Origin of the sequence: Vibrio bivalvicida, assembly GCF_001399455.2 — a bacterium.
GTDB lineage: Bacteria > Pseudomonadota > Gammaproteobacteria > Enterobacterales > Vibrionaceae > Vibrio > Vibrio bivalvicida.
In genome coordinates, this window is the sequence record NZ_LLEI02000075.1 from 21,320 (window position 1) to 35,604 (window position 14,285).

Annotated in this window: 13 protein-coding genes; 11 read left to right on the forward strand and 2 right to left on the reverse strand. The window is 44.8% G+C overall.

All coding sequences use genetic code 11. The features are described from left to right. Positions 1-6: 6 nt before the first annotated feature. The 10 genes from APB76_RS19255 to APB76_RS19300 are packed head-to-tail and all read left to right on the forward strand — an operon-like array spanning position 7 to position 9,616. Complete coding sequence (locus tag APB76_RS19255) at positions 7-1,473, forward strand: type II and III secretion system protein family protein (protein ID WP_054962421.1); 1,467 nt, start codon at positions 7-9, stop codon at positions 1,471-1,473. 8 nt (positions 1,474-1,481) lie between these two features. Then, positions 1,482-1,748 carry a hypothetical protein gene (locus APB76_RS19260; protein ID WP_054962420.1) on the forward strand — a complete coding sequence of 89 codons (267 nt, stop codon included), beginning with the start codon at positions 1,482-1,484 and terminating at the stop codon, positions 1,746-1,748. Between the two features lie 17 nt (positions 1,749-1,765). After that, positions 1,766-3,022 carry a Tad domain-containing protein gene (locus APB76_RS19265; RefSeq protein ID WP_054962419.1) on the forward strand — a complete coding sequence of 419 codons (1,257 nt, stop codon included), beginning with the start codon at positions 1,766-1,768 and terminating at the stop codon, positions 3,020-3,022. Next, entirely contained in the window at positions 3,019-3,459 is a 441-nt protein-coding gene (locus APB76_RS19270) for a TadE/TadG family type IV pilus assembly protein (protein ID WP_054962418.1), read from the forward strand. The genes APB76_RS19265 and APB76_RS19270 overlap by 4 nt, the downstream gene beginning before the upstream one ends. Then, positions 3,456-3,938, forward strand: coding sequence for a TadE/TadG family type IV pilus assembly protein (locus tag APB76_RS19275; RefSeq protein ID WP_054962417.1), 483 nt, complete (start codon positions 3,456-3,458; stop codon positions 3,936-3,938). Before APB76_RS19270 ends, APB76_RS19275 begins: the two co-directional genes overlap by 4 nt. A gap of 9 nt (positions 3,939-3,947) precedes the next feature. Next, positions 3,948-5,171 carry an AAA family ATPase gene (locus APB76_RS19280; protein ID WP_054962416.1) on the forward strand — a complete coding sequence of 408 codons (1,224 nt, stop codon included), beginning with the start codon at positions 3,948-3,950 and terminating at the stop codon, positions 5,169-5,171. Between the two features lie 29 nt (positions 5,172-5,200). Then, positions 5,201-6,673, forward strand: coding sequence for a CpaF family protein (locus APB76_RS19285; RefSeq protein ID WP_049846447.1), 1,473 nt, complete (start codon positions 5,201-5,203; stop codon positions 6,671-6,673). Between the two features lie 9 nt (positions 6,674-6,682). Next, positions 6,683-7,651, forward strand: coding sequence for a type II secretion system F family protein (locus tag APB76_RS19290; RefSeq protein ID WP_049846448.1), 969 nt, complete (start codon positions 6,683-6,685; stop codon positions 7,649-7,651). A 2-nt stretch (positions 7,652-7,653) separates the two neighbouring features. After that, a complete protein-coding gene (locus tag APB76_RS19295) occupies positions 7,654-8,598 on the forward strand; it encodes a type II secretion system F family protein (RefSeq protein WP_049846449.1) in 945 nt (314 codons plus the stop codon). A gap of 10 nt (positions 8,599-8,608) precedes the next feature. Beyond that, positions 8,609-9,616 (forward strand): tetratricopeptide repeat protein, encoded by a 1,008-nt coding sequence (locus APB76_RS19300; protein ID WP_054962415.1) that lies wholly within the window; start codon positions 8,609-8,611, stop codon positions 9,614-9,616. Between the two features lie 50 nt (positions 9,617-9,666). Here APB76_RS19300 and chrA read toward each other — a convergent pair whose 3' ends face one another. Continuing rightward, positions 9,667-10,812, reverse strand: coding sequence for a chromate efflux transporter (gene chrA / locus APB76_RS19305; protein WP_054962414.1), 1,146 nt, complete (start codon positions 10,810-10,812; stop codon positions 9,667-9,669). Positions 10,813-10,934: 122 nt separating this feature from the next. On the opposite strand from chrA, the gene APB76_RS19310 reads away from it, so the two are divergent. Continuing rightward, complete coding sequence (locus tag APB76_RS19310) at positions 10,935-11,843, forward strand: LysR family transcriptional regulator (RefSeq protein ID WP_054962413.1); 909 nt, start codon at positions 10,935-10,937, stop codon at positions 11,841-11,843. 63 nt (positions 11,844-11,906) lie between these two features. On the opposite strand, the gene ygjK is transcribed toward APB76_RS19310, so the two are convergent. After that, positions 11,907-14,285: an alpha-glucosidase gene (ygjK, locus tag APB76_RS19315; RefSeq protein ID WP_054962412.1), complete on the reverse strand. Its 2,379-nt coding sequence runs from the start codon at positions 14,283-14,285 to the stop codon at positions 11,907-11,909.

The window sequence follows — 14,285 nt, forward strand, 5'->3', positions numbered from 1 at the left end:
TGAACTATGCGTAAGATAATCATACTAATAAGTCTGTTTTTATTCAGTACCTTAACTGTACACAGTGCGACACAATCGGGAAAAGTGGTTAAGGTGCCACACCATAAATCAACCCATGTCACTTTAGCAGGCAAAGCTAAACGGGTTTCTTTAGGTGATCCTGAAGTGCTTGATATCGTGATGTTGAAATCAAACGAGGTGTTCCTTATCGGCAAAAAACTTGGCTCAACCAATCTAATGGCTTGGGATAGCCGAGGGCAGCTGATTGAATCAATCAATATTGAAGTCACCCACGATTTAAATAGTTTGAAGGCTAAGTTATATGAGTTTCTGCCTAATGAGCAGATAGAAGTCCATAGCGCCCAAAACCGCTTAATACTTAGCGGACAAATCAGTAACCAATCCGCAATGAACATTGCTCTTCGTGTTGCCGAAACATACTCCGTAGGTCAGGAGGCCGATAAAGAGAAAGAGTCCCTCAGTGAACAAGTCGATAAAACAGGGGTAATCAATTTAATGACCATTGGCGGTGCACAACAGGTGATGCTAGAAGTCACTGTGGCTGAAGTGCAAAGAAGCCTCGTACGTAAGTTTGATGCCAATTTCCACTTTTTTCAGAAAAGTGGTGACTTAAGTTGGGGGGGAACTTCTGCCGGTGGTGTGATTGATGATTTGCCATCAGGCGCAATTGGACCGATTTTTAATGCACCTAAAATTGACAGTACAGGCTTATTGGGCACTTTTATTGACAGTAATACGCTGTTTACTTTTGCGCTTGATATCGCTAAGCAAAACGGGACCGCTAAAGTACTGGCTGAGCCCAATCTTACAGCACTAAGTGGTTCTAAAGCAGAATTCTTAGCGGGTGGTGAGTTTCCTATTCCTGTCCCAGACAAAGATGGTATTACTATCGCCTACAAAGAGTATGGGGTAGGGCTCAAGTTTATTCCGACTGTGCTTAGCGACCAAAAAATCAATCTCAATTTAGCCATTGATGTCAGTGAGATTGCAAACACCTCGTCACTGGTTCTTGACCCTAATTTCACTAACAGTACCTATATCATTCCACCTATCACGCGCCGAAGTGCGTCTTCGACACTAGAAATGGCAGATGGCCAAACCATTGGTATTGCAGGGCTGATTAGTGAAAACGTTCGTGATGTGGTCAATGAAATGCCGGGCTTTAGTGATATCCCGGTACTTGGTCAGATGTTTAATAGTCAAGAGTATATTTCAGGTGAAACCGAGCTAGTTATTTTAGTTACGCCTAGATTGGCGAAACCCGTTGATCGAAGCAGAGTCACTTTACCAACAGATTCTTTTGTCGAGCCAAATGACTTTGAATATTACTTGCTGGGTCGCGGCGCTTATCTGGCGCCTGCTAACTCTACCAAACCAAGCGAAACTGCTGAGCAAGAATATGTCGACCACTCCAAAGGTGGTACTGAAGGCACATTCGGGCACAGTCTATAGGGGGCAATATGAAACATATTAAAGTAACTATTGGCGTACTTTCTTTGTCATTGCTGCTTATTGGCTGTGTCAATAATGCAGAGCGGTTAGGCGCCCATGTGGCTAAACTTAAAACAGAACAAACATACAATCCCAATGCAACTCAGGACAATTTAGGGGTTATTCCGTCAGGTAGTGGTGAACGAATGGAAGGTGCTTATCAAGTTTATACTGGTAAAAAAGGTACAGAGTTGAAAGGGACTGAAAGTCAATTCTTAGAAGGAGGCTCTCAATAGCCTCTAAGGAAGCAACTATGTGTCGGCGAACAAATATCCGGACGGCGAGTAAACAAAAAGGCTTAGCGTTAGTACTAGTTACTGCGGCAATGTTATCTCTGATAGGCGTCGCTGCTTTATCTATTGATGTTAATCACGCCATGCTCAATAAAACTCGACTGCAAAACAGCCTTGATGCTGCAGCGTTAGCTGCGGCAATTGTGATAGATAATGGCGGAACGACAGCCGAAGCGACAACAGCAGCCAATACCACGCTGACTAACGTTGCCAATGCTACGGGTAATGATGAAATGGACTTTTCTACGGCGACAGTAGCGGTTCAGTATTCAAATGATGCCGATGTGTTTCCTGATGGCAGCTTTAATCCGGCCGAAGACACGTTTGTTCGAGTTTCAGTCACAGGGTTTGAATTAGACAACTTTTTTGCCCATGTCTTTAATGCTGACAAAAACTTAGATTCCTCAGCCGTCGCTGGGCCAAGCCCATCAGTTGGTTCCACGACTAATATAGTCCCGATTGCTGTATGCGAAGGTGAGGATGGGGGGACAAATGGCTACAACCCTGGGGAAGTGTACCCAATCAAAGTTGCTGATCATCATACTAGTGATATGGGGCCAGGCAACTATCAGTTATTAGACTTTGGTTCTGGTGCTACAACGGTTCGAGAAGCGTTAGCTGGTGATCCTGACCCAATTGAACAATATCAAACGACGCATGGTTCAATTGGTGTTGGCAGTACTGTAACGACTAAACCGGGTAATACGGTGGGGCCTGTCGGGCAAGGGCTCAATACTCGCTTTGGTTCCTACAGTGGAGGAGGCGTTAATGCTGCTGACTATCCCTCTGATGTTTATGTACGTGAGCCTGATACTTCCCCGACTACTGATAATGATGGCAATGTCACCTATGAAGATACCAGTGGTGCGGGAGGTCAGCCATGGGGCTATGATGACTACCTTAGCGCGCTACCTGATTGTACTGGTGATCCCGATTGCAGAATTGATTCTGGTGGGCAAGTTAATCGTCGTACGCTGGTATTGCCGGTGGTGGATTGCTCTGGTGCAACTGGAGGGACTACGAACTTTACGATTACAGCATTGGCATGCTTCTTCTTACTACAAGAGGCACCAACAAGTAATGGTAGTAAAGATCCTGTTTACGGAGAGTTTATTGAAGATTGCTCGGTATTGAGTGGCCCCCCCGGACAAAACTCTGACAGTGATGGACCCTATCGCATCGTTCTCTATAAAGATCCAAATGGAGACGAGTCATGAAGTCTGTATTGTTAAAACGTAAGCAGCAAGGCTTAGCGGCGGTTGAGTTTATTATTGCGATTCCTACCTTGTTGTTGGTAATGATGGCGATTACCGAGTTTGGTAATGCCCTTATTCGCTACAACACGCTAAACAAAATGGCGCAAAATGGGGTTCGTTATGCAACGACCGATATCGCTGGTTCAGCAAGCTATGATCAAATTGCTGATGTCAGTGAAATAAAAAATATCGTTATTTATGGACACTCGTCTGTCGGGGAAGGATCAACACCGATGGTCGCCGATGTTTCGACTTCGGATGTTTCCGTGTCCCACAATAATGGTTATGTCACCATAACCATCTCACATGACTACACGCCGGTAATGACCGCGTTTCATGCAGATTTCAATTTTACTGTGCCGCTCAATACCTCTGCCATGATGAGGACAGCGCCATGAAACGACAAACAGGCATAAGCGTTATTGAATTTACAATCATTTCCACCGCGTTAATGCTGGTTATTTTTTCTGTCATAGAAGTTGGGCGATACGTTTATTCCTTACAGGTTATTAATGATGTCACTCGAATAGCTGCGCGTCTTGCCGTTGTCTGCCGAGTAGAAGACCGTAATGACATCCCCGCTTTGTCTATCCCTACCTATGCGCCCGGAGGGCTGACAGCGGCTAATGTTGTGGTTGATTATCTGGACGAATCTGGAAATGTTGTCGTAGGAACTCTGACAGATGATGATGTGTTTTCTACAATTAGATATGTAAGGGCAAGAGTGGTTGATTTTAACTATCAATACACGGGGTTATTAAGTTTCGTTAATTTAACTGGATTGTTAGCTGTCCCCGAGTTTGAAACGATTCGTCCGCGAGAAAACCTAGGTCATCACCGAACCTCGGATGGAACCAACAGTAGTTCAGATTGCTAGGAGGCATGTATGGGAGAGGCTGTGAAGATTACGCCAAATGAAAGTGCTCCGCTTAGATTAAAAACCAATCTCACGATTTGGGTTTTTTATTCGTCGGATGCTTTTCATTTGCATATCAGTCACGAGCTGTCTAAGTGTCAGAGTATTAGCTATGAAATGATCTCGTTTCATGGCTTGGTTGTTAGTAATTTAGCCCACTTTTCTCCGCCAGATCTAATTTTTGTTGAGACTGGGCCTAATTGGGCACAAAAGATTGTCGAATTACAAAATTATGAGGCTCCGGACGGAAACAATGATAACCACGAGGCCTCATTGATCGTCTTCGGTAATGAAAGTGACAATGGTGCACTTAAAATCTCATTGCGTATTGGCGCGGCTGATTTTGTTTCCAATACGGCGCAAATAGAAGAGCTTATCCCATTACTAAAAAATGTCGCGGAAGAAAAAGTCGCCAGCCGGAACCTCGGTGAATTATTGGTGTTTATGAACACTAAAGGGGGCTCTGGTGCCTCAACGATTGCGCTCAATTCAGCCATTAAAATAGCCAGAAGAAATCCAGAGAAAGTGTTGTTACTTGACCTCGACCTTCAGTTTGGCGTGGTCAATGATTATCTTAGTATCAGCCCCACCTACAGCATGACCGATGCGTTAGCAAATGTTTCTGATCTTGATGAAGTGTCACTGAGTACTTTTGTAACCAAACATTCTAGTGGGCTGCATATTCTCTCGTTTAAACGAGAGAACAGCCATGAGAACTATGAGAAGGCCAAGCATCTTAACAAGCTGCTACCTTTGTTAAGAGAGCACTACCCTTATGTCATAGTTGATTTGTCTCGCGGTCTAGACCGCCTGTTTGCACCAGTGTTAGCACCGGCAAGTAAAGTGTTTCTTATTGCACAACAAAACTTAGTCGCGATCAAAAATACCACCCAAATGATTAAGCTCTTGTCGTTTGAGTTTGGTATCAATAAAGAGCAAATTGAGATTGTGATCAATCGCTATGAGAAACGTCAGTCAATAAGACTTAAAGATATTCAGGGAACGATCGGAGATATATCAGTCCATGTTGTGCCGAATGAATTTAAAGTGGCACTGGAAAGTGCCAACTTAGGTCGCCCATTCATTGAAGCGAAAAAAAACAGTTCAATTTCCAAGTCTATTAGCCGCTTTGTTAATTCTCTTACTCCACAACCCGATGAGAAAAAAGGTTGGTTTAAGCGGTTATTCTCATAGTTTTTCATGCACAGTGACAGAGAGCCATTATGTTTTTTAAACGAAAAAACCTGAATCCTGAGTTGCAAGAAAAAGTGAACGTTGTAGATCAACAACAGGAAACAGGAGTGCCATTAATCGACTCTGACTCCCATTTAAATGGGAGTGCTACTGATTCTAACTCTTTCAAAGAACGAAAAAAATTAGAAACAGAAGCAAAAGATAAAGTGATAGAAGAAACTCGCAAGCAACTCACTCAAGAGCAAGAAGTAAAGCACTATTATCACCAAAGGTTGCTCGAGACATTGGACCTCGGACTTTTGGCAAGTTTAGAGCCTGAAAGAGCGAAAGCAGATTTGCATGATGCGATTGTTCAGTTGATGGCCGATGACCAGACTCACGCGTTAAGTGCTGAAGGGCGCAAACGAGTCATTCAGCAAATCGAAGATGAAGTGTTTGGTCTTGGTCCTTTGGAGCCATTGCTACATGATGCCACAGTGTCAGATATCTTGGTTAACGGGCCTAAGCATGTTTTTGTTGAAAGGCGCGGTAAGCTTGAACAGACGCCATACACTTTTCTTGATGAACGTCATCTGCGTAATATTATCGACCGAATTGTTAGTCAAGTAGGACGCCGCATTGATGAGGCTTCGCCAATGGTGGATGCGCGATTGACTGATGGGTCGCGTGTGAATGCGATTATTCCTCCTTTAGCACTAGATGGCTCGTCAGTCTCTATTCGCCGCTTCGCGGTTGAAAAACTCAACATGGACAACCTGCTTGACTTCAACTCTCTCTCTCCGGAGATGGCGAAGTTTGTCGAAGCAGCCGTCCGTGGTGCGCTTAATGTCCTCATTTCTGGTGGTACTGGTTCGGGGAAAACCACCACTTTGAACATATTTTCTAACTTTATTCCTTCAGATGATCGCATTGTCACCATTGAAGACTCGGCGGAGCTGCAACTACAACAACCACACGTTGTTCGCCTAGAGACACGCCCCGCGAACCTTGAAGGTAAAGGGGAAATTACTCAGCGAGATTTGGTCAAAAACTCACTGCGTATGCGACCAGACCGTATTGTGCTAGGGGAGGTGCGTGGTGCTGAAGCGGTCGATATGCTTGCGGCGATGAATACCGGCCACGACGGTTCGTTAGCGACGATTCACGCCAACACTCCTCGAGATGCGCTTTCTAGGGTAGAGAACATGTTTGCTATGGCGGGTTGGAATATGTCGGCCAAGAATTTACGTTCACAGATTGCGTCTGCGATTCATTTAGTGGTGCAGATGGAGCGCCAGGAAGATGGTAAGCGTCGAATGGTGAGTATCTGTGAAATCAATGGTATGGAAGGTGAAATTATTACCATGTCGGAATTGTTCCGCTTCAACCGTCAAGGAATGGATGAAGAAGGCAACGTTCGAGGTTTTTATACAGCGACAGGGGTTGTTCCCCAGTGTCACGACCAATTGTCTAAAAAAGGTATGCAACTTCCATTTGATATTTTTAATGAGACATTCTCATAAGGGGGCGTTATGCAGCAGGATGCGACGTTATTCTTTATTCTACTATTCTTTGCTGTGGTGTTTATTTCTCAGGCACTCATACTTCCTGCTGCAGGGAGCAAAGCAAAACACAAAGAGCTGTCTCAGAGGCTAAAAGAGTCACAAACCAACCTTGACGAGGAAGCGCGTTCATTACTACAAGAACACTATATAAAGAGCTTAACCCCGCTTGATAGAAAGCTGGTTAAATTTGAAACCTTCTCGTCGCTAAAAAAAATGATTGAGTTGTCAGGATATGATTGGAGTTTAACCCAAACATTAACCGTTACCTTGATGTTCTCTGTAATAGGCTTGATCACTGCATTGATATTTAGGCAGCCTATTTATGTCGGTCTCGCCGCTGCGGTCGGGGTATGGTTTATCCTTTATTTTTGGTTGAACAAGAAAATATCCGATCGCCTAGCTGCATTTGAAGAACAATTGCCTGAAGCACTTGATATCATGCGCAGGATGCTTCAGGCCGGTCAGCCCGTCACCCAGGCATTTAATGAAGTAGGGAATGAAATGCCTGCACCGATAGGCATTGAGTTTAAGAATACCTTTAACTTACTCAACTACGGTTACGATATGCGCATGGCTATTATGCAGATGGCAGAGCGTACCCCCACCGTTTCCATGCTGGCATTTTCTAGCGCAGTATTACTACAAAAGGAAACGGGCGGTAACTTGTCAGAAAACTTAGAAAAAGTCTCTAGAGTGCTGCGTGCTCGTTTTAAATTGCAACGTAAAATCAAAACCCTTTCCGCTGAGAGCCGTTTATCTGCATGGATACTTGTTCTTTCGCCTTTTATCTTATTTCTATTCTTATCTTTTATTAACCCGGAATATGTTGAACCTCTATACCGAGACCCCCGAGGGTTGGATCTTGTTAGTGGTGGCATAGTGAGCCTATTTATAGGATCGATGTGGATAAGAAAAATTATCAACTTTGAGGTATAGATATGGAAGACCTCATTTACCAACTTAATGAACTACAACTAGATGAGCAGACTGCATTTTTAGTTTTGATTCTTATTGCAACCATTTTAATTTTCTTCACAGTTTTGATGTTACTACTTGGTTCGAAATCGCCATTGACTCAAAAACTAGAAGAAATTCGTAAAAGCACTGGTGGAGAAAGGCTGAAGAAAAGTCGACGTTTAGACAATACACTGGAATCATTAGCACCGGTAATGCAACCGTCGAACAGCAAAGAGAATGCAACGATTCGCAGTAAATTGATGCATGCGGGCTATCATGATGCCAATGCAATCACTATTTTTTATGCCTTTAAAGGTATGTCGATATTATTGGGTTTGTCTATTGCCGCTTCGCTGTACTTCTTCTTTCCTGATTTTGGTCAACTAAATCTTGCCATGATTGGTAGTGTTGGTGTTGGCTTGTATGTACCTAATATCACCCTGAACTATTTGGTAGATAAACGCCAATCTAGAATTCGTGGCGGTGTGCCTGATGCTCTTGATCTACTCGTGGTATGTACGGAATCTGGTTTAGGCTTTAGTGCTGCACTTCGCAGAGTTGCAGATGAGTTGACGATCTCTCATCCCGATTTTGCCGATGAACTTGATACCGTATGTGCAAAGATTAAAGCAGGTGTTGAAATGTCTGATGCTTTCAATGAATTGGTCGAACGTACGGGCTTAAAAGAGATTGCTGGCTTGGTTACTATGCTTTCACATGCTTCTAGAATTGGTGGCAGTTTGTCGCAGACTTTACGTGAATATACCGAAGATTTTCGTGATAAACGCAATCAAGAAGTCGAAGAGATTGCCGCCAAAATACCAACAAAAATGATTTTCCCATTACTGCTGTTTATTTGGCCTTGTTTTTTTATTGTTGCAATAGGCCCTTCAATGCTGTCACTGACAACGTCGCTAGGGAATTAAGGATTCTGCTATGAAAGGATTACGTTTTTTACTGCTGCTAATACCATTTTTCCTGCTCTCGGCTTGCGCGAGTAACGAACCTCAATTGGACACCTCTCTCTATGAAGGTAAACCGATAGATACGTTGTCGTTAGAAGAGCCACCAAAAACGGAAAAGGAGGCGATTCAGCGGGGAGATGTTGCTTTAAGTTCTGGTAATACGGATCTGGCTTTATACGAATACATTCGTTCGCTTGCGTTTGAGAATGGGCAGTACAGAGATCGTGCCCTATTTAATATTGGGCGTATTCACCAGTCACGAGACAACCTAGCACTTGCGGAAAAAGCCTATTTAATCGCGATTGAAGAGAACCCTAATAATATTAAGGTGCTTGAGCAATTGGGGATTCTCTACAGCCGTAATGGTGATATTGAACAGGGTAAAAGCTACTTTTTGCGTGCGGTTAATGCTGATCAGTTGAGGTTCAACAATGGCGAAACGCTCGAAGGAGAGGATTTAATGACGGTCAAATCAGTGGCAAGCCTAAAAGTCGACCGTTATTCACCCGAGTATGCTTTTATGGGGTTAGGCGTTGCCGCTGATTTGGGTAAACAGCACGAGTTGGCTCAGGCATTTTATAAACAAGCACTGAGCATTGAGCCTGAATCGGTCAAAACTCTGACTAATGTCGGTTACTCTTTCTACATGTCTGGAGATTATCGTAAAGCGCAACGATTTGTTTTGCAGGCGCTTGATATCGATCCTGATAACGAGAAAGCATTGAATAACTTAGCACTGGTTTATTTAGGAAAAGGAGAGATCAACCGAGCGCTCAATGTTTTCTCACAGCATATGGATAAGCCTGAAGCATTGAATAATGTCGGCTATTTCCTGACTCTACAAGGCAAGCCTGACAAAGCTATTCCCTATCTTCAGCAGGCGATTAATACCAAGTCCACCTACTACAAAGTCGCTAATGAGAATCTAGAAAAAGCGTTGGCGATGGTCAGGGAGGAGCAAGCGCAGCAGGCTGAATAGAAGCAAGGAGAGCAATATGCTCTCCTTGCTAACTTTAGGCAGATATATTTTTAGCTGAGATAGCCTGTTGCGAACCCTGCTGCCATAAACAGAGCAACCATCCAAACAATCGGTAGCTTGTGCTGTTTCATCAAGTAGAAGCCAACCAGTATCAGCGAGATGTCCAGTGGATTTATTACTGCACTGGTAAATACGGGTTGGTACAAAGCGGCAACCAATAAACCAACGACCGCAGCATTGACTCCATTTACAGCACCAGAGACTTTGTGATTCTTAGCTAACGATTGCCAGTTCTTTAGTACCCCTAGTAGCAGCAAGAAGCCAGGTAAGAAAACCGCTAAGGTCGCCATCAATGCACCCGTAATCGGGGCTGAAGGCATCAACTCGTAACCTATGTATGTCGCAAAGGTAAACATAGGTCCAGGTACCGCTTGCGCCGCTGCATAACCTGTTAGAAAAGCATCTTGGCTGAGTTGATCACCGACGATATTTTGCAGTAGTGGCAGAACCACATGGCCACCACCGAAGACTAAACTACCTGCTTGGAAAAAATCATTGAACAGCCCTATTGCAGGCAATGCTTGCGCCGCAAACGGCAATCCAACAAGTAAAGCGGCAAATAGGGCTAGAGGGGCAATAGAAGGTTTAAACTTGCTGGTGCTTTGCGCATCGTCATTACCTAAGTATTTCACACCGATCAAGGCCGCCACAATCAACACGCCCATTTGGGTCGCAATACCCGGTAGTAGTAAGAGAGCAACGGCCGTCATTACGCACAGTGCAACCGAGAGCTTCTCTTTACAGAAGTTTTTGTACATTCCCCAAGTGGCATCTGTAACGACCACCACCGCGAGCAGTTTTAAGCCATGCACAATGTTTTGGAACGTACTCGCTTCAGTGAGTTGGCTACTCAGCACCGCGAGCGCCAACATAATGATGACAGACGGTAGGGTAAAGCCGATAAACGCCATACACGCCCCGCCAAGGCCACCACGTTTATAACCTAAGGCAAAGCCAACTTGGCTGGAGCCGGGACCGGGCAAGAACTGGCTAAGCGCAACAATTTGTGCGTACTCTTTGTCGTCTAGCCAGTTGAGCTTTTCAACAAAGGTATTTCTGAAATAGCCAATATGCGCTGCTGGGCCGCCAAAGCTAATCCAGCCAAGCATAAAGAAGGTTTTAAAAATCGACAGCATGGTTAGGTTACTCTTTTGCTAGGTCAATAGACCTTAAATAGTGCCAATAATGTACGCAATGAACTAAAATGATTCAAATTGATAGTTTTAATGCAAACTATGAATCAAATGGGATTAGGTGAGTGAAAGAGTTTAATTGGAACGGGGTCGACCTCAATTTGCTGGTGGCTTTTCAAGCCTTGTTTCAGACCAACAGTGTCAGCGCGGCTGCAGAGCAGTGCTTTGTTAGTCAGTCGGCAATGAGTCATACCTTGCAGCGAATGCGTATGCTTTTTGAAGATCCTCTATTCGAGAGGGTTGGAGCGAAAATGGAGCCCACACAACACGCTCAAGAGATTGCTCCGACAATCGACAGGTTATTGGGCAGTATCAAGAACGACTTACTGGTTAAGAAGCATTTCACAGCCAATGGCTATTCGGGAGTATGGAAAATAGGCTTAACCGATTACGCAGAGCAGCTATTTGCTCCGGCTCTATATGATGCGATCAAGCAGCAGTCACCGAACTCGCAAGTGAACTTTTTTAACGTTAACCGCAGTAATTACGTTGAGATTGCAGAGAGTAAAGGCTTGGATGTTGTGATTGGCAGCATTGAAAACCTTAACCGTCGTTTCCTCTCAGAGCATCTTTATACCGAGCAACACCTGTGTTTGTTTGATCCTAGTTCCGTGACCACGAGTGAACCGATGAGCCTTGAAGACTTTGTTGGCTATGAACATGCTCTCGTTAGTCCAGACGGTAGCTTACAAACTCAGGTTGATAAGCGTCTCACTAAGTTAGGTTATGAGCGCAGAGTTGGGGTGGCTTCACGCAACTTTCTTACGATTCGGCGTTTGTTACTCGGGCGAGAGTTGCTGTGTATTGTGCCTAAACGCTTTGCCGAGATGGAAATGTACAGTCATGATCTGCAAGCGATCGCTAGCCCGATTGAGATTCCTGACTTTGATATTCGTTTATTGTTTTTAAAGGCAAATCAGTATGAAGAGAAGAGCGCTTGGATTAGAAAAATGGTAGCTTCGGTGGTGAGCTAGTGTATACAGGTATGAGTACTTTGAGTTAAGGGAGCCAAGTTGCAATTGGCTCCCTTTTCTAGACTATTTACTGTCAGTAAAGAAGTCGTTGTAGAGCATATACAGATGCGCCGCGCTCCAAGAAAAATTTGGTGCACCTTGTTGAGCGCCCGATAGTGGGTTGTAGTTCTCGCGGATTGGGCCATCTTCCACTAAGCCATCAGCGTGGTTAAAGAAGGCTTTAGCCATTTCAACCGCATCGTCGCGGTAGCCATACTTCTCCATACCCTTAAGACCAAAGTAGAACTGATCGACCCATACGCGGCCGCGCCAATAAATATCTGGACCAAAGGCTGGGTTGGTTAAAGCGGCTGTTCCCAGTGGAACGTAAGTGTTGAACTCTTTTGTATCTTTCATCACTTTGACGACTGCGTCTGCATGCTCTTGGGTTGCAGCGCCATTAAACAGTGGAGACCAGCCTTCTGGGCCCATGCCACGCTCTACGATAGGCTTACCCGCACAACCGTTGGCAAGCGGCTGATTTTCAATACGGATGTCGTAGAAGAAACCAGTGCTTTCGTCGAACATACAGGTGTTGATGTAATCGGCTAGGTGTTTCGCTTTCGCGCGGAACGCTTTTGCTTCTGCTTCTTTACCTAAGATGTCGGCCATTTCCGCTAGGTATTGGTTATCGCTGAACATGTAGCTTGCTTGGTCAACAGACTCTTGCAGCAATGAGTAACCCAGTAGAGTGCCATCTTCCGCACGGTTTTGTGCAAACTCAACGTCCCAATCACTACGCTTGCCACCGTCGGCAACATAAGCATCTAGCTGATCTTTGTCGATGAAACCGAACACAGCAGCGTCATCACGGCCAGATTCCCAAGAGGCAGCCGTTTGAGCTGGGCTCTCGATGTAATCGTAGTCGCCTTTCTCCATGACTTCAGCAAGTGCATTTTTGCCAATTATGGTCTCGTGCTCGTCGCCACGTACGACGGTGAAGTACATTTCACCTTCTGGTGTGTTATGCGCTTTATCGACAGCTGCACCGTACTCAGGAACGCCGTTACCATTGTTATCACGGTTACGTAGCCACCAGTCGTGGTAAGCCACTAGCTTAGGATACATTTCCTCGATCCACGCTTTATCACCAGTGGTCTTGTACACTTCCATTACAGCCCATGCCGCAAGGCTTGGTTTAGTGTTACGCTCGTTCCAGTTACCGCCATCACCACCACGTTCAGGGCTTAAGTTGTAAGCCAGTAAATCTGGCACATAGCCTTTATCCCATGGACGTACTGGATCATTGGCTTGAATTTGATAAGCGAACATGGCGCGAATATTGTCTTTAGCAACATCTGGGTTGAAATGAGCCATTGCATAGGCTTGTTTCCACGTATCCCACGGCCAAGTTTGGTTGCCAGAGAACCAACGAGCAGTAACAGAAGGTGTGACAGAGTCAAACTTCATTGCACCAGCTACACCACGCCAGTTACCGTTCAATGTTTCCATCGCTTTGACTGCCACACGTTCTTGCGCGGGTGTGGCATTTGGATTGCTTAGCCCTTTATCTAGGTAGTTTTCCCAGCGTTGCGCAGAGGCGTCTAGGTAAGATTCAGGGTTGTCTAGAATCGCAGCAATGTTTGCTTGCTCAGTTTGATTCTCTTGCGCGGTTAACACGTGTGTGTAAGTGGTGTAGATCGTCGTTGAGCCGTCTACGCTCGCTTTAGATGTAAAGCGATGGCCATCAACTTCCGTTTCCATATCAATGGATTTATGGATTTGATACTCAGACTCACCAGAAGTCAGTAGATCCCAAGTTGAGCGAACTTTGCCAAACGTTACTTTTAGGCCATTGTCTGTTGCGATAATCGTACGGTTGTAATCTGGGTATTGCTCATCAATGGTCTTATCTGATTGAGGTTCACCTTCTTTAGCATGGTATTTCTCAAGCAGTTCACCGTCCCACACAAGTTCTACAGGTGTGTCAGAGGTGATTTTTGTTTTTAATAAAGACGTGCGGTCTGAAGCGAAACGGATAGTCATTTCAATCGTCACATCTTTGGATATGAGTTTTTGAACCAGCGCACCAGGTAGGCTGTACGCTTCCATTTCGAACGCCACTTTCTGGCCATCTTTGTACACGCTTAGCCGGTCGAAGTTGTTAGCCATAAAATTAATGTATTCTTCGGTTAATAGCGCTGTACTTGGGAAACCGCCCATACCGTCTGCGTTATCTGGCAGCAAGTGACCGTGCCATGCACCTAAATCGAAAAATGGGTTGTAGCGTTGGTGATCATCAAAGTCGTAATCGCGCATGTATTCTGGCGAACCAGTACGATCAATGACGTTTTTGAATTCGTTCGCTTGTCGTTGCGCGTCTGAAGAAGTAAGCGCGTTACAGCCAGATAGCGTGACAACAGAACCAACGGCTAAAGCGATAAGCGTTTTACGTAAAGTCAT